Here is a 16,106-nt window from a genome sequence, read left to right as displayed (position 1 = left end):
GTTTCCCGGCACCTCATAATCCTTTGCTCCACGGTTCAAGTGGGTGTGGGTCCACCGAACAAGAAAGCCGCGCAACTCTCAGTTTTTGCGAATCTGACGCGTAGCTTTTTCTACCGAACGTCGCACAATATCAGATGACGCCCGCAGACCTTGTAGGCAAACTCCGAATCTTGCTTTTGGGCACTTTGCCGCCTTGTTACGCGTTTCTTCAACGGGATAGTCTCCCGATGTCACTGCCGATGCAGTGATCGGGTGTGGTAACCCGGAGAAACCAGCGCAACTGTGCCTTCAGCATGAATTCGGACGTTTATAACGTCTGTGATCTTGAGTTATGGCGGCTGTGCGTGGGACGCCTTCGGGCGTGCCGGTTTCCTTGGTTCCCGGTTTACCACCCTGCGTACAGCTGCCACCTTTTCGTGTGGTAACGAAAGTGGCAGCTCCTCGAACCTAGGAGCAACATCATGACTAAGACAAATCCGCCCTCACCATCAGAACTCAAAACCGTCGGTTTCACCCCTTTCCTGTATCTCTCGGACCAGCCGCTGTTCCACGTCTGTCGCGGCGTCCCCATTGCCGACGCCCTGGCCCAGGCCTCCGACCTGCTGTTTCTCGCCAAGTCCCTGACCGTGGACGCCGCCTACGCCCAAGACTCCGATCGCCACGCCTGGGCCGCGCATTACCTGACGACGATGAGCAAAGCGCTGATTGATGATGTGGTAAAGGTGCTGACGCGGCGGCCTGTTCAAACGAGAAAGGAAGCAGACCCATCGAAAAACACATAATCACGGCAGAGTTGAAAATTCCCAAAAAGGGACCTATCGTTCCCTTTTTGGGACTTATAGAGTCAACCATGCCTGCCATCCCACTCAGCGATGCTCTCTTTACGGCCACTCAGCAAAAAGTGCTGGGCATGCTGTATGGCAAACCGGATCAGAGCTTCTATGCCAATGAAATATCCCGCTGGGCGCAGGTCGGCAAGGGCAGCCTGATGCGTGAGCTGGAGCGTCTGCATGGCGCAGGCATTCTCACCATGAGTCGACGGGGTAATCAGACGCACTACCAGGCCAACCCCGAGTGCCCCATCTATGCAGAATTGCTTGGGATAGTGCGTAAGACTTTTGGCATTGCAGAGCAGCTGCGTGCGGCCTTGACTCCGCTGAATGATCAGTTGGTATGGGCGTTCATCTATGGCTCCATTGCCAAGGGCAATGAGCATGCAGGCAGTGACATTGACCTGATGCTGATTGGCGAACATCTCAGCTACAGCGACTTGATGGAGCGGGTACTGCCCGTAGAGGAACAGCTTGGCCGCACCATTAACCCAACGCTCTATACCTTGGCCGACTGGCAAGCCAAGAAGGCGGCCGGCAACAGCTTTGTAGTGCGGGTCGAGCAACAGGAAAAAATTGATTTGATTGGCCGCAATCCAGCAGAGGTGCTCGATGGGCAGTAACGACAATCTGGCTGAGTACGAAGGTTATATGGATGTGGACGAAACCCTTCTGGCTGAACTGTTAGCGGCGACTGATGCACTGTTGCCACGGGTGCAAGACGCTATGCTCGCGAGCAAATAACACTTCGCCCCTTCGTTATTTCCAGTGCTGAACGACATCACCGCAACGGTCAGTCCAAACACGTAGCGAAGGAATAGCCTGCACTGCCTGCAGCCGTTCCAGCATCTGCCCCGTCAACGCGACTTCATACGTATCCGCCGCCCTTCCCCACTGCTCCACGATGGCCATTGCGTCCACCAGCGCCCCGGCCAATTCGGCAATCGTCCCGGCCTGATCCTCGATGATTTTTTGCGTCCGATCCCACACCCGATCAGTCATCGCTTTGAGCTGCGCCGTTATGCGTTCAGTCGACGCTGGATCGGTATCGGGACAGGCGATGTTGCGCAGCAGATGCTGAAGCTCCCTGATTTTTGCGTAATCCTGTTCCGCCCCCTGCTCGCCTTTGAGGATGGCTGTCGCTTGCCGCTTATCGACGCGTTTTGCGGCTGAAGGTTTTGAAGGCAGTGTCTGCGCCATGGCACCAGCCAGGAGCACCATCATCCGGGCTTCCAGATGTTCCTTCATGGCTTGCATCGACGAAATGGGGCGCACCAACGTAATGGAGGCCCCTCCCTGGTGCCGCAAATCCTCGGTCACTGTCAGCGTCACGCCGCCCGTTTCAAATCCCAGGGCGCGGGCTACCACGTAGTGCCCCATTTCGTGATGGGCGATCTGCAATGCACGGTCCCGTACAGCAGCAGGCAGCTTCGTTGTCATATCCTTGGCCTCTCACCCTCGACTGCATCAATCTTAGCCGATTGCCCACTCTCTTTCGGCCACAAGCGTCGCGTCGAACGAGCCTGTAACATGCTGGACCATTGATTCACGCCTCTGGAGCCACGCCGTTGCCCGACACCCGCCCCCCTGTTCTCGATGAAATTGACCGCCAGTTGATCGCGGCCCTGCAGATCAACGCCCGCGAGAGCGTGGCCATGCTTGCCCGGCAACTGGGCATCGCCCGTACCACGGTCACTTCGCGCCTGGCGCGGCTGGAAAAGGCCAAAGTGATCACCGGCTACGGTGTGCGCCTGGGGCAGCGGGTGGTGGATGGCGGGTTGCAGGCGTATGTCGGGATCACTGTGCAACCGCGTTCCGGCAAGGAGGTGTTGCGACGCCTGAGCGCGATGGCGCAGGTGCAGCAGTTGTGTGCGGTGAGTGGCGAATTTGATTATGTAGCGTGGTTGCGCACCGATTCGCCGGAGCAGCTGGATCAGTTGCTGGATCAGATTGGCAGTGTGGATGGGGTGGAGAAGACCACCACTTCGATCATCTTGAGCAGCAAGATTGATCGGGGGCAGCCGGTTTGAGTTTTGCCGTGAAGTTGGGTATCTGGCAGGCAAGCAAAGACCTGTAGGAGCCGGCTTGCCGGCGAAGGCGTCCGGACCTTCGATACAAAATTCCACGGCCTCTTTGCTGGCACGCCAGCGCCTACAGTGGGCATTGTGCGCAGTTACATTGTCATAATGACCTAATAAATGGCAAAACGACGACACTTTGCGTCTTATTAACGTGCTCCGTGCTCTCTAGAATGGCTGGCATCTTTTCCTATACTCAGATGCGCATTCCGCGTCGGGTCGCCAGTAAGGTCAGTCATGAACAAGAACAATCGCCATCCTGCAGACGGTAAGAAACCAGTCACCATTTTCGGCCCGGACTTTCCTTTCGCCTTCGACGACTGGATCGAACACCCGGCCGGGCTGGGCAGCATTCCCGAGCATAGTCACGGTGCCGAAGTGGCGATTGTCGGCGGCGGGATCGCCGGCCTGGTGGCGGCGTATGAGCTGATGAAGCTGGGCCTGAAACCGGTCGTCTACGAAGCTTCGAAAATGGGCGGCCGCCTGCGTTCCCAGGCGTTCAATGGCGCCGAAGGCATCATTGCCGAACTGGGCGGGATGCGCTTCCCGGTGTCGTCCACCGCGTTTTATCACTACGTCGACAAGCTCGGCCTGCAAACCAAACCATTCCCGAACCCGCTGACGCCGGCTTCGGGCAGCACGGTGATCGACCTCGAAGGCCAGACCCATTACGCACAGAAGTTGTCGGACCTTCCTGCACTGTTCCAGGAAGTGGCTGACGCCTGGGCCGATGCCCTGGAAGCCGGTTCGCAGTTCTCCGATATCCAGCAAGCCATTCGCGACCGTGACGTGCCACGCCTGAAAGAGCTGTGGAACACCCTGGTGCCGTTGTGGGACGACCGCACCTTCTACGACTTCGTCGCCACTTCCAAGGCGTTCGCCAAGCTCTCCTTCCATCACCGCGAAGTGTTCGGCCAGGTCGGTTTCGGCACCGGCGGCTGGGACTCCGACTTCCCCAACTCGATGCTGGAAATTTTCCGCGTGGTCATGACCAACTGCGACGACCATCAGCATCTGGTGGTCGGCGGTGTGGAACAGGTGCCCCTGGGCATCTGGCGCCATGTGCCGGAGCGTTGCGCGCACTGGCCGGCGGGCACCAGCCTCAGCTCGCTACACAACGGCGCACCGCGTACCGGCGTGAAGAAGATTGCCCACGCACCGGGTGGCCGTTTCGCCGTCACCGACAACTGGGGCGACACCCGCGAATACGCCGCAGTGCTGACCACCTGCCAGAGCTGGCTGCTGACCACCCAGATCGAATGCGACGAAACCCTGTTCTCGCAAAAGATGTGGATGGCCCTGGACCGCACTCGCTACATGCAATCGTCGAAGACTTTCGTGATGGTCGACCGCCCGTTCTGGAAGGACAAGGATCCGGAAACCGGCCGCGACCTGATGAGCATGACCCTCACCGATCGCCTGACCCGCGGCACTTACCTGTTCGACAACGGCGACGACAAGCCCGGGGTGATTTGCCTGTCGTACTCGTGGATGAGCGACGCGCTGAAAATGCTGCCGCAGCCGGTGGAAAAACGCGTGAAACTGGCGCTGGATGCGTTGAAGAAGATCTACCCGAAAGTCGACATCGCCGCGCGGATCATCGGCGATCCGATCACCGTGTCCTGGGAAGCCGACCCGCATTTCCTCGGTGCCTTCAAAGGCGCCCTGCCCGGTCACTACCGCTACAACCAGCGCATGTACGCACACTTCATGCAGGACGACATGCCTGCCGAACAGCGCGGGATTTTCATTGCCGGCGACGATGTTTCGTGGACGCCGGCCTGGGTTGAAGGCGCGGTGCAGACCTCGCTCAACGCAGTGTGGGGCATCATGAAACACTTCGGCGGTGCAACTCACGCCGAGAATCCGGGTCCAGGAGATGTGTTCAACGAGATCGGACCGATCGCCCTGCCCGAGTAAGAGGATTCCGAAATGCGCGTAGCCCTTTACCAATGTCCACCGCTGCCGCTGGATGTCGTCGGCAACCTGCAACGCCTGCAGCAGCTGGCGTTGGAAGCCAAAGGCGCCGATTTGCTGGTGTTGCCGGAGATGTTCCTGACCGGCTACAACATCGGCGTCGATGCCGTCAGCGTGCTGGCGGAGGTGCATAACGGCGAATCTGCGCAGCAGGTTGCGCGTATTGCCAAGGCTGCCGGGATCGCCATTTTGTATGGCTATCCCGAGCGCACCGAGGACGGGCAGATCTACAACGCCGTGCAGTTGATCGACTCTAACGGCGAGCGCATCTGCAACTACCGCAAGACCCATCTGTTCGGCGATCTGGATCATTCGATGTTCAGCGCCGGCTCAGACGAGTTTCCCATCGTTGAGCTCAATGGCTGGAAGCTCGGTTTCCTGATCTGCTACGACCTGGAATTTCCGGAAAACGCCCGGCGCCTGGCTCTGGCCGGTGCAGAGCTGATTCTGGTGCCGACTGCCAACATGATTCCGTTCGATTTCGTCGCCGACGTCACCGTGCGCTCCCGCGCCTTCGAAAACCAATGCTATGTGGCTTACGCCAACTACTGCGGCCATGAAGGCGACATCCATTATTGCGGCCAGAGCAGCATCGCCGCACCGGATGGCAGCCGTATCGCTCAGGCAGGCCTTGATGAAGCATTGATTGTCGGTGAGTTGGATCGTCAGTTGATGGTCGATTCCCGCGCCGCCAATCGCTACCTGATCGATCGTCGTCCCGAGCTTTACGGCGAGCTGAACAAGTCCTAATCCGCTAGCATGGGCACTTCACTGTTCTGGAAGTGCCCATGCCCGCGCTGAATCCCCTTCGCACCCACACTGAAACCCTGGCCAACGGCCTGCGGGTGACGCTGCGTCATGCCCCGAACCTGAAGCGTTGCGCGGCGGCGTTGCGGGTCGCAGCGGGCAGCCATGATGTGCCGCTGGCGTGGCCCGGCCTGGCGCATTTTCTTGAGCATTTGCTGTTTCTGGGAACTGAGCGTTTTCCTGCGGGCCAAGGGCTGATGGCCTACGTCCAGAGCCATGGTGGGCAAGTGAATGCGCGGACCAGTGAACGCACCACGGACTATTTTTTCGAACTGCCACCCCAAGCGTTTACCGGTGGGCTGGAGCGTCTGTCAGACATGCTCGCCCATCCACGTATGAATCCGGACGATCAACAGCGGGAACTGGAAGTGCTGCAGGCGGAATTTGTCGCCTGGTCGCAGGATCCGGTGGCGCAACAACAGCGGGCATTGTTCGATGGCCTTTGCGAGGCTCATCCGCTGCGAGGTTTCCATGCCGGCAATCGCGACAGCCTCCCGGTGTCGCAACCCGAATTTCAGCAGGCATTGCAGGATTTTTATCAGCGGTTCTATCAAACAGGACAGATGACCTTGAGCCTGGCCGGTCCGCAGAGTCTCGATGAATTGAGGGCGATGGCCGAGGCATTTGGCCGTGTCCTTGGCCAAGGTAAAAAAGTCCCACAACTATCCCCCGCGCCGCTGATGACGACTCCAGGCAAAAGTTATCAACAGGCTGGCGAGCACCGACTGGATTTGCTGTTTGCCCTCCAAGCGCTACCCGACTCCGCCGCCGAAGCACTGGATTTTCTGTGTCACTGGCTGAATGCCGAGAAACCGGGCGGTTTGCTGGCGGATTTGCGTGAGCGTGGATTGGCCGAAAAACTGAAGGCCGAGTCGCTGTATCAATTCGCCGGGCAAGCCTTGCTGCACGTTGAGTTCACATTGCCCGCCAACTCTTTGGCAACCGGGATTCGCGAGCAGCTCATGGATTGGCTGGGCTTCTTCGCCGGGCAGGACTGGAACCGTTTGCGCGAGGAGTACGCAACCCTGCTCCAGCGCCAGCAGCAAGTCAGCAGCGCCTTGCAACTGGCCCGACTGGACAGCGAGCAACGCGAAGTCGGGTTATCTGACCAAGGCGTTACAGCCCTCCAGCAAGTCCTCAAACAAATCGGCGCTGTGGATAACTTCAGCGGCCCCTGGCAATTGCCAGCACCCAACCCGTTCTTGCGCTGCGAAGCACCGGCAGCCAACGCCGGATTGATTCGCGGCCAGACCAGCGCCCACCGCGGCCTGCGCACCTTTGCCCAGGATCGCTCGCGCAGCCGTCGTGAACATTCGCCGATGCAATTCAGCCAGGCATGGCCGGACAGCGGTGCTGAAGGTGCGATTTATCTGCGCTGGCGCCTGGACTCGGCTCCCGGCAGCCATCTTCAATCACGACTGGAAAACCACCTGCAACCGTTGCGCGAAGACGCGCACCAGGCCGGTGTGGATTTTTCCTTCAGCGCGTCGGGCAACGAATGGCTGCTGAAAATGACCGGGCTACAGGAGCCGATGCCCAGCGTCCTGGAGCATGTGCTGAAAGAACTGAGAAAACCCGATGCCGCTGTCTCACAATCCGAATCGACCAGCATTGCGCCAATACCGATTCGACAACTGCTCAAGGTATTGCCCGAACACTGCCTCGGGCACTGCGCGAGCTCGGATGACCTGCAGCAACTCTGGTCGAGTGCGCGATGGGATGGGCTGGCCATCGGGTTATCGGCTCAGACTCAAGCGGCCATGGGCCTGGCCTTGAGCCGCATACCCGGCACGTCGGACAATCAACCGACGCCACCCTCTTCGATCCTTGCACAGCATCTGTGGAGCACTGTCGATACCGCCTCCAGTGAGCACGCGTTGCTGCTGTTCTGTCCAACTGCCACTCAGGAAATGGCCGACGAAGCCGCGTGGCGTTTGCTCGCGCATGTCTGCCAGACACCCTTCTACCAACGCCTGCGGGTGGAGTTGCAACTCGGCTATGCGGTGTTCAGCGCCCTGCGGCAGATTCACGGCCAAACCGGGTTGCTGTTCGGTGTGCAATCGCCAAGCGTTGCGCCGGTGGAGTTGCTGCAAAACATCGAGCAATTCCTGAATCGATTGCCGGAGCTGATCAACTCGCTCGACGACACCACCTTCAACGCTCAACGCCAAGCCCTGGCGGATCAGTTTTCCAGCGCTACGCTCACCACGGGTCAAGCGGCCGAATTGCTCTGGCAGGGCAAACTGGCCGGCCGTTCGTCGGATTATCTGACGCACTTGCCCGAGGCCATTGTGCGCATTGACCGAACCGCTCTAATGGCTGCGGCCCAACGCCTGACTCAGGCCGAGGGTGGCTGGCTGTGCCTTGCCAACAGCGTTGCCCCAGGGGCGCCATGGCAAACGACAAAATGATCATTACCGGGGCTGCAAGGCGCTTTCTCAAAGTTTCACGGACAATCCCTTCGAAATTTTGAGTAACATAGCCACCTAACTGTCTGGAACATCTCTGATTTGAGGTGGACTATACCTATAGACAGCGCTGTCTCACCCCCACCTGAAGGAGTTCAACTCATGGCCTGGACCAAACCTGCCTACACCGACCTGCGTATCGGCTTTGAAGTCACCATGTACTTCGCCAGCCGCTAATCTGCCTTGGCAGACTGCAGCTAACGCCTCGGTTATCCCGAGGCGTTTTATTTTCAGCGTTGAAATGATGGAGCGCCCATGTTTGTCCAGATTCTAGGTTCCGCTGCCGGCGGCGGCTTCCCCCAGTGGAACTGCAACTGCGTGAACTGTGCAGGCTTTCGTGACGGCAGCCTGCGGGCCAAGGCGAGGACGCAATCGTCCATCGCGATTTCCGATGATGGCGTGAACTGGGTGCTGTGCAACACCTCCCCGGACATCCGCGCCCAACTCCAGAGCTTCGCCCCGATGCAGCCGGGCCGTGCCCTGCGCGATACCGGGATCGGCGCGATCATCCTGATGGACAGCCAGATCGACCACACCACCGGCCTGCTCATGCTGCGCGAGGGTTGCCCGCATCAGGTCTGGTGTACCGACATGGTCCACGAGGACCTGAGCACTGGTTTCCCACTGTTCAACATGCTGACTCACTGGAACGGCGGGCTGAACTGGAACCGTATCGAACTCGATCAAAGCTTCAGCATCCCCGTCTGCCCGAACCTGCGCTTCACCCCGCTGCCTTTGCGCAGTGCCGCGCCGCCGTACTCGCCGCACCGCTTCGACCCGCATCCGGGCGACAACATCGGCCTGATCGTCGAAGACCTCAACACCGGCGGCAAACTGTTCTACGCGCCGGGGCTGGGCAAGGTCGACGCACCGCTTCTGGAAATCATGGCCGGCAGCGATTGCCTGCTGGTGGATGGAACCTTGTGGGATGACGATGAAATGCAGCGGCGCGGCGTCGGTACCCGTACCGGTCGCGAGATGGGCCACCTGGCACAGAACGGCCCTGGCGGCATGCTCGAAGTGCTTGAGCAATTGCCCAACCAGCGCAAAGTACTTATCCACATCAACAACACCAACCCGATTCTCGATGAGAATTCGCCGGAGCGGGCTGAGCTGGATCGGCGCCAGGTGGAAGTGGCGTATGACGGCATGAGTATTGTGTTGTAAGTAGCCGAGACCGCTGCGCGGTCTATCGCGAGCAGGCTCGCTCCCACAGGGGTACGCGATCAACTGTGGGAGCGAGCTTGCTCGCGAAGAGGCCGGTACAAGCACTACACCTCTATGGTTGTTCCTGGAGAACCGCAATGACCGACACCCCAATGTCCCCCGCCGAATTCGAGGCCGCCCTGCGCGCCAAGGGCGCCTATTACCACATCCATCACCCCTACCATGTGGCGATGTACGAAGGCAGGGCGAGCCGTGAGCAGATCCAGGGCTGGGTCGCCAACCGTTTCTATTATCAGGTGAACATCCCCCTGAAGGACGCGGCCATTCTGGCTAACTGCCCTGACCGCGAGATCCGCCGCGAATGGATTCAGCGCCTGCTCGACCACGACGGCGCGCCCGGTGAAGACGGCGGTATCGAAGCCTGGCTGCGCCTGGGCCAGGCCGTGGGCCTCGACCCGAACCAGCTGCGTTCCCAGGAGCTGGTGCTGCCCGGCGTACGTTTCGCCGTGGACGCTTACGTCAACTTCGCCCGCCGTGCCAGTTGGCAGGAGGCCGCGAGCAGCTCGCTGACCGAACTGTTCGCCCCGCAAATCCACCAGTCGCGCCTGGACAGCTGGCCCCGGCACTACCCATGGATCGACCCGGCCGGCTACGAGTATTTCCGCACGCGCCTGGGTCAGGCACGACGTGATGTCGAGCACGGTCTGGCGATCACGTTGCAGCACTACACCACCCGTGAAGGCCAGGAGCGCATGCTGGAAATTCTCCAGTTCAAACTGGACATTCTTTGGAGCATGCTCGATGCCATGAGCATGGCCTACGAACTGAAACGCCCGCCGTATCACAGCGTGACCGGGGAACGGGTCTGGCACAAAGGAATCACCTTATGAGTTTCGATCGCAGCAAGACCCCGACCTGGCGTCCTGGCTACCGTTTCCAGTACGAACCGGCACAGAAAGGCCACGTGCTGCTGTACCCGGAAGGCATGATCAAGCTCAACGAAAGTGCCGCGCTGATCGGTGGTTTGATTGACGGTGAACGGGATGTCGCGGCGATCATCAATGAGCTCGACCGACAGTTCCCCGGCGTGCCCGAGCTCGGTGACGACATCGAGCAATTCATGGAGGTTGCCCGTGCACAGCACTGGATCACCCTTGCCTGATTCATCGGTGCAAGTACCGCCCAAACCCGAGGTCGGCCTGCCGCTATGGCTGCTCGCCGAGCTGACCTATCGCTGCCCGCTGCAATGCCCGTACTGCTCCAATCCGCTGGATTTCGCCGAGCAAGGCAAGGAGCTGAGCACCGAACAGTGGATCAAGGTATTTCGCGAAGCGCGGGAAATGGGCGCCGCGCAGTTGGGTTTTTCCGGTGGCGAACCGCTCGTACGTCAGGACCTCGCCGAGCTGATTGCCGAGGCCCGCAGGCTGGGTTTCTACACCAACCTGATCACCTCCGGCATCGGCCTGACCGAGCAGAAAATCAGCGACTTCAAGAAAGCCGGTCTCGATCACATTCAGATCAGTTTCCAGGCCAGCGACGAACAGGTGAACAACCTGCTGGCCGGGTCGAAAAAGGCCTTTGCGCAGAAACTGGAAATGGCCCGGGCGGTGAAGGCCCACGGTTATCCGATGGTGCTGAATTTCGTGACCCATCGACACAACATCGACCAGATCGACCGCATCATCGAGCTGTGCATCGCTCTGGAAGCGGACTTCGTCGAGCTCGCCACGTGTCAGTTCTACGGCTGGGCGCAACTCAATCGCGTCGGCCTTTTGCCGACCAAAGAGCAACTGGTGCGCGCCGAACGCATCACCAACGAGTACCGCGCCAAACTCGAAGCCGAAGGGCATCCGTGCAAGCTGATTTTCGTCACCCCGGACTATTACGAAGAGCGCCCGAAAGCCTGCATGAATGGCTGGGGCAGTATTTTTCTGACGGTCACGCCAGACGGAACCGCCCTGCCCTGTCACGGTGCCCGACAGATGCCGGTGCAATTTCCCAATGTACGCGACCACAGCATGCAGCACATCTGGTACGACTCGTTCGGCTTCAACCGCTTTCGTGGCTACGACTGGATGCCCGAGCCGTGCCGCTCCTGCGACGAGAAAGAAAAAGACTTCGGCGGCTGCCGCTGCCAGGCGTTCATGCTCACCGGTGACGCCAGTAACGCCGACCCGGTGTGCAGCAAGTCGCCACAACACGGCGTGATCCTCAAGGCTCGCGAAGAAGCCGGGCACGCGACCCAGACCATCGACCAACTGGCCTTTCGAAATGAACGAAACTCACGCCTCATCGTCAAAAGCTGAACCTTTCAGCGCTGCCAAAGCCGTGGCCGCCGGTATCGACTTTGCCGAATTGCAGGTCGGTCGACAGGGCCTGTTCTGGAACGAGTACCGACCCGAAGACGCGGCGTGCCGGATCTGGCATTGGCGTGACGGTGCAGCGAAATGTCTGACGCCACTGGAGTTCAGCGTACGCAGTCGCGTGTACGAATATGGCGGCGGAGCGTTTTGTCTGACGGATGACGGTATTGTTTTCGTCAACGAGGCAGACCAGCAACTGTATCGGCAATCACTGCAAGGCGAAACGCCCGAAAGGCTGACGTCCGGTGCGTGCCGTTATGGCGATCTGCAGTTCGCCAACGGGCAGGTGCTGGCAGTCGAGGAGCATCGCGATCAACACCGACTGGTGGCGATCGATCTGCTCGATGGCGCTCGTCACCTGCTGGCCGAGGGTGCTGATTTCTACGCCGCACCGACACTGAGTCCCGATACCCGGCGCCTGGCCTGGATCGAGTGGAGTCGCCCGGATCAGCCATGGACAGCAACCCGCTTGATGGTTGCCGAACGCCTCGCCAACGGCGGCTTCGCCGAGGCCCTTTGTGTGGCGGGCGACGGCGTTCAAGAGTCTGTGCAACAACCTCGGTTTGACGCCGACGGCCGCTTGTATTGCCTGACGGATCGCGCCGGATACTGGCAGCCATTCGTAGAATCTGCAAATGGCCTGAGTCCGTTGCCATGTAGCACCGCGGACCATGGTCCCGCGCCCTGGCAACTTGGCGGCTGCACCTGGGTGCCGCTGAACGAAAACAGCTATCTGGCCAGTTGGACCGAAGGCGGGTTTGGCCGATTGGGTATTTGCGGCGACGCCAGCGCAGACTTCACTGGCGCCTACAGCCGCTTCCGCCATCTCGCCGTGGATGAGCAGTTCATCTATTGCATCGCGGCGTCGCCCGTCAGTTCAACCGCCGTCATCGCCATCGACCGCCAGAGCCGGCAAGTACAAGTGCTGGCCGGCGGCATCGCACCGCTTGCTCCCGACCAGATCAGCCGCCCGCAAACCTTGCGCTACCCGAGTGGCTCAGGCGAAGCACACGGCTTCTTCTACCCGGCGATGACCGGCGAGGCGAAACCGCCACTGGTGGTATTCATCCATGGCGGACCGACGTCGGCGTGCTACCCGATGCTCGATCCGCGCATTCAATTCTGGGCCCAGCGGGGCTTCGCCGTGGCCGACCTCAACTATCGCGGCAGCAGCGGTTATGGCCGGGCCTATCGTCAGGCGCTGCAATTGAGCTGGGGTGATGTGGATGTCGAAGACGCTTGCGCGGTGGTCAGCCATCTCGCCGAACGTGGCTTGATCGATGGCGACAAAACGTTCATCCGCGGCGGCAGTGCTGGCGGTTACACCACCCTTTGCGCCTTGGCCTTTCACAACGTGTTCCGCGCTGGCGCCAGTCTCTATGGGGTCAGCGATCCGGTGGCGCTGGGGCGCACGACCCACAAATTCGAAAGCGACTATCTGGATTGGTTGATCGGCGATCCTCTGCGGGATGCCGAACGCTACGCAGCCCGCACGCCTCTGCTACATGCGAGCAACATCCGCGTACCGGTGATCTTCTTTCAAGGAGAACTGGATGCCGTGGTCGTCCCGCAGCAGACCCGCGACATGGTCACGGCGCTGCAGGACAACAGCATCCTGGTCGAAGCGCATTACTACGCCGATGAACGCCATGGTTTTCGCAAGGCCGGTAACCAGGCCCATGCGCTGGAGCAGGAGTGGTTGTTTTATCGGCGGGTGATGGATTTAGTGGACTGAAACCCGCGCTCTTTGCCGAAACGGTGGCGTCCCCTTCGCGGGCAAGCCCATTCCCACAGACTCTGTGACATGCACAAATTCTGTGGGAGCGAGCCTGCTCGCGAAGGCGGTCTACCTGCCGACGCTCAACTCAGCGCTTGGCGATGATGTACACCGCGTGCACGATCCCCGGAATGTAACCGCACAATGTCAGCAGAATATTCAGCCAGAACGCCCCGCCGAATCCTACTTGTAGAAACACCCCCAGTGGCGGCAACAGGATGGCGATAATGATGCGAATAAAGTCCATGGGGCAGCTCCTGATTGGGGTGGACCCGTTCGAGCCCTACAGCTAATCGACCTGTACCGTTTGTCAGGGTTCAGCCCGATTCCTCAGGCCAGTATCTCCAGACCGTGTTTGCGCACGATGCTCAGCAACTTCAACGCCATGCCACTGGGGTGCTTATCCCCTGCTTCCCATTGCTTGACCGTGGAAGCGCTGGTGTTCAGGTAGCGCGCGAACACCGGTTGACTGACATTGTTGCGCTCGCGCAGTGCCTTGATCTCCTGCGCGGGAATCGCATCCGGCACTCTTGCAAGACAGGATTCATCGAACTCACGCATGGTCGCCTTGCTGATTGCACCTATGGCGTACAAGGCACTGGCAGACTCATGTATCGACTCAAACGCTTCACTTTTGAACTTCTTACTCATCAGATATCTCCACAAACTCCTTCGTATCCAGCAAGTACTGGACTTGCACTTCTGTCAGCCCACAATAGGTCTTAGCCATCTTCCGAAATCCGATCAGTTCGGCCTGATTGATGTTGCTCTGGTCCTTCTTCGCATACAGGAACTGATAAATCCAGTAAGCACCGCCCTTGGCCAGGATAATCGAGCGATGGCGGTTGGCATTCAAACGCTTCTTCCAGACCCCGCCGCCCAAATTGTCAGCCTGACCATTGAGCATTGAGCATTTCGGTGAATGCCTCCCGGAGCTCGTCATTACCGATCCAGGCCTTGGCAGCCTGCATTGCGAAGCGCTTTGTCTTGAACAGCCTTGGTGACATCGGCATCCCTTCCACAAAACATACCACTTAGTGGTATAGAACTCAAAACCAACGCGACAGCAATACCGTTTCGCTGGCACCGGCACTCCCTGCCGATGCACGCTAGAAAGCCATTGATGTGTTAACCGCTCAAGCCGAAATTGCCTTTGGAAAAAACCGGCCACAAAAAAACGCCCCATGCCAAAAGAGTCAGGCATGAGGCGTGCGTATTACCGCGAGACGGTTCGGGAATGTGTGCGGGCGCGTCTGCTCAGACGGCAATACCTTTGCGGCACTGCAATTGCGCGGTGCGTACGCGGGAGAAGGCGCGCGCCAGGCGCAGGAGCATTTCATCGATGTTGGCGTTGCTGACATTCAGCGCCGGGGTAAAGCGCAGGCAGTCGGGTTGCGGGGCATTGAGCAGCAAGCCTTCGTACAGCGCGGCCTTGACCACTGCGTCAGCGGAACCGTCCGACAGCGTCAGCCCCCAAAGCAGCCCTTGCCCGCGCAACTCGCCGTGATCGTAACGATGGGCCAACCGCTCCAACCCTTCACGCAGGTGTTGACCGGCTTGTGCCACGTGCTTGAGGAAAGCCTTGTCCTGCACGGTATCGAGCACCGAAAGTCCTGCCGCGGTCATCAACGCATTACCGTGATGAGTGCCTGCCACCTCGCCAATGTCGAAGCAGCAAGCCTTGCCCCTCGCCAGCAATGCGGCCAATGGCACCCCGCCGCCCAAGCCTTTGCCAAGCACGACGATATCCGCCGTGACGCCGCAGGACTGTTCCGCGAGCAAGGTGCCACAACGGCCGATGCCGGTCTGCACTTCGTCAAGGATCAGCAAAATACCGAGTTCACGGCACAAGCGTTCGACGCCCTTGAGGTAATGCGCGGTGGCCGGGATCACGCCGGCTTCGCTCTGGATTGGCTCGAGCATGATCGCTACGGTCCGTTCATCCACGGCCGCATGCAGCGCTGGCAGGTCATTGAAAGGAACACGACTGAAGCCTGGCAATTGCGGCTCGAATCGGTTGATCAATGTCGAACTGTCCGACGCCGAAATCGTCGCCAGGCTGCGGCCATGGCAACCGTTGTTGGCCACAATGATTCGCGACGCACCGCCGCGATGCTGTTGACCCCACTTGCGCGCCAGTTTGATCGCCGCCTCACAGGCTTCGCTGCCGGTATTGAGCAGGTAGGCCTGATCACTGCCGGTGCTGGCACACAAGTGTTCGGCGAGGCTGAGCATTGCGCGGTTATGCAGGCCGAAACCCGGATTGATCAACGACTGAGCCTGGGCAGTGATTGCGTTGATAATTACCGAAGGGCTATGACCGAGACTGTTGGCCCCGCCGCCCTGGGAAAAATCCAGGTACGCACGGTCATCGCTGTCCCACAACCATGAACCCTGGCCACGCACAAACAGCTGTTTGGGCCGCTCGACACTGGGCATCAAGTACTCGCTGGAAAGGTTATCGCCTTGGGATGGCAGGGAGGCATCCATGACCAGATCATCAAGACAGGGAGGGCTGCGGCGCAGACTGAACAGATTCATTCGAAAAACACCCTTTTGAGGTTTTTTGTCTTACCTATGTAAACACCATCGAAGCAAAAGGTATTCATCGCACTCTGTGGCCCTGTAAGCCCTGTGAA

Annotated in this window: 17 protein-coding genes and 1 pseudogene; 13 read left to right on the top strand and 5 right to left on the bottom strand. The window is 59.5% G+C overall.

Features of this window, described 5'->3' with window-relative positions:
• Window positions 1-461: 461 nt before the first annotated feature.
• The 3 genes from ACM6IK_RS05330 (at window position 462) to ACM6IK_RS05320 (ending at window position 1,574) form a co-directional block, all read left to right on the top strand.
• Window positions 462-782, top strand: a complete 321-nt coding sequence (locus ACM6IK_RS05330) for a DUF3077 domain-containing protein (protein ID WP_414873458.1) — start codon at window positions 462-464, stop codon at window positions 780-782.
• 68 nt (window positions 783-850) lie between these two features.
• Window positions 851-1,453 (top strand): nucleotidyltransferase domain-containing protein, encoded by a 603-nt coding sequence (locus tag ACM6IK_RS05325; RefSeq protein WP_414873457.1) that lies wholly within the window; start codon window positions 851-853, stop codon window positions 1,451-1,453.
• Entirely contained in the window at window positions 1,443-1,574 is a 132-nt protein-coding gene (locus ACM6IK_RS05320; protein WP_414873474.1) for a hypothetical protein, read from the top strand. Before ACM6IK_RS05325 ends, ACM6IK_RS05320 begins: the two co-directional genes overlap by 11 nt.
• Before the next feature lie 15 nt (window positions 1,575-1,589).
• Here ACM6IK_RS05320 and ACM6IK_RS05315 read toward each other — a convergent pair whose 3' ends face one another.
• Window positions 1,590-2,270 (bottom strand): peptidase M41, encoded by a 681-nt coding sequence (locus ACM6IK_RS05315; RefSeq protein WP_414873456.1) that lies wholly within the window; start codon window positions 2,268-2,270, stop codon window positions 1,590-1,592.
• 128 nt (window positions 2,271-2,398) lie between these two features.
• On the opposite strand from ACM6IK_RS05315, the gene ACM6IK_RS05310 reads away from it, so the two are divergent.
• The 10 genes from ACM6IK_RS05310 to ACM6IK_RS05265 all read left to right on the top strand — a co-directional run bounded on the left by ACM6IK_RS05310 (window position 2,399) and on the right by ACM6IK_RS05265 (window position 13,425).
• Window positions 2,399-2,860 carry an Lrp/AsnC family transcriptional regulator gene (locus tag ACM6IK_RS05310; RefSeq protein ID WP_007980298.1) on the top strand — a complete coding sequence of 154 codons (462 nt, stop codon included), beginning with the start codon at window positions 2,399-2,401 and terminating at the stop codon, window positions 2,858-2,860.
• Window positions 2,861-3,145: 285 nt separating this feature from the next.
• The gene (locus ACM6IK_RS05305) at window positions 3,146-4,828 is read left to right on the top strand and encodes a flavin monoamine oxidase family protein (protein ID WP_414873455.1); all 1,683 of its coding nucleotides are present in this window, start codon (window positions 3,146-3,148) and stop codon (window positions 4,826-4,828) included.
• A gap of 12 nt (window positions 4,829-4,840) precedes the next feature.
• A complete protein-coding gene (locus tag ACM6IK_RS05300; RefSeq protein ID WP_414873454.1) occupies window positions 4,841-5,635 on the top strand; it encodes a carbon-nitrogen hydrolase family protein in 795 nt (264 codons plus the stop codon).
• A 38-nt stretch (window positions 5,636-5,673) separates the two neighbouring features.
• Window positions 5,674-8,103, top strand: a complete 2,430-nt coding sequence (gene pqqF / locus ACM6IK_RS05295; RefSeq protein ID WP_414873453.1) for a pyrroloquinoline quinone biosynthesis protein PqqF — start codon at window positions 5,674-5,676, stop codon at window positions 8,101-8,103.
• A 159-nt stretch (window positions 8,104-8,262) separates the two neighbouring features.
• Complete coding sequence (pqqA, locus tag ACM6IK_RS05290) at window positions 8,263-8,337, top strand: pyrroloquinoline quinone precursor peptide PqqA (RefSeq protein WP_003444522.1); 75 nt, start codon at window positions 8,263-8,265, stop codon at window positions 8,335-8,337.
• 78 nt (window positions 8,338-8,415) lie between these two features.
• Entirely contained in the window at window positions 8,416-9,327 is a 912-nt protein-coding gene (gene pqqB, locus ACM6IK_RS05285; protein WP_414873452.1) for a pyrroloquinoline quinone biosynthesis protein PqqB, read from the top strand.
• Between the two features lie 137 nt (window positions 9,328-9,464).
• Window positions 9,465-10,217, top strand: a complete 753-nt coding sequence (gene pqqC, locus ACM6IK_RS05280) for a pyrroloquinoline-quinone synthase PqqC (RefSeq protein WP_414873451.1) — start codon at window positions 9,465-9,467, stop codon at window positions 10,215-10,217.
• Window positions 10,214-10,489 (top strand): pyrroloquinoline quinone biosynthesis peptide chaperone PqqD, encoded by a 276-nt coding sequence (gene pqqD, locus ACM6IK_RS05275; protein WP_414873450.1) that lies wholly within the window; start codon window positions 10,214-10,216, stop codon window positions 10,487-10,489. The genes pqqC and pqqD overlap by 4 nt, the downstream gene beginning before the upstream one ends.
• Complete coding sequence (gene pqqE / locus ACM6IK_RS05270) at window positions 10,461-11,633, top strand: pyrroloquinoline quinone biosynthesis protein PqqE (protein ID WP_414873449.1); 1,173 nt, start codon at window positions 10,461-10,463, stop codon at window positions 11,631-11,633. The genes pqqD and pqqE overlap by 29 nt, the downstream gene beginning before the upstream one ends.
• The gene (locus tag ACM6IK_RS05265; RefSeq protein WP_414873448.1) at window positions 11,599-13,425 is read left to right on the top strand and encodes a S9 family peptidase; all 1,827 of its coding nucleotides are present in this window, start codon (window positions 11,599-11,601) and stop codon (window positions 13,423-13,425) included. Before pqqE ends, ACM6IK_RS05265 begins: the two co-directional genes overlap by 35 nt.
• Window positions 13,426-13,555: 130 nt before the next feature.
• Here the strand turns inward: ACM6IK_RS05265 and ACM6IK_RS05260 are convergent, their stop codons facing one another.
• The 4 genes and pseudogenes from ACM6IK_RS05260 to ACM6IK_RS05245 all read right to left on the bottom strand — a co-directional run bounded on the left by ACM6IK_RS05260 (window position 13,556) and on the right by ACM6IK_RS05245 (window position 16,008).
• Window positions 13,556-13,714, bottom strand: coding sequence for a YqaE/Pmp3 family membrane protein (locus ACM6IK_RS05260; protein ID WP_003228885.1), 159 nt, complete (start codon window positions 13,712-13,714; stop codon window positions 13,556-13,558).
• An 83-nt stretch (window positions 13,715-13,797) separates the two neighbouring features.
• On the bottom strand, window positions 13,798-14,118 hold the full coding sequence (locus tag ACM6IK_RS05255; RefSeq protein ID WP_150672021.1) for a helix-turn-helix domain-containing protein: 321 nt from the start codon (window positions 14,116-14,118) through the stop codon (window positions 13,798-13,800).
• Window positions 14,111-14,474 (bottom strand): annotated as a pseudogene (locus tag ACM6IK_RS05250) (type II toxin-antitoxin system RelE/ParE family toxin). Before ACM6IK_RS05250 ends, ACM6IK_RS05255 begins: the two are co-directional and overlap by 8 nt.
• Before the next feature lie 250 nt (window positions 14,475-14,724).
• Window positions 14,725-16,008, bottom strand: a complete 1,284-nt coding sequence (locus ACM6IK_RS05245) for an aspartate aminotransferase family protein (RefSeq protein ID WP_414873447.1) — start codon at window positions 16,006-16,008, stop codon at window positions 14,725-14,727.
• Between the last annotated feature and the right edge of the window lie 98 nt (window positions 16,009-16,106).

This window comes from Pseudomonas sp. IT-196MI5 (genome assembly GCF_949767415.1).
Taxonomy (GTDB): domain Bacteria; phylum Pseudomonadota; class Gammaproteobacteria; order Pseudomonadales; family Pseudomonadaceae; genus Aquipseudomonas.
Note: the sequence above shows the minus strand (reverse complement) of the source record. Positions and strands in the feature narration are given on the sequence as shown.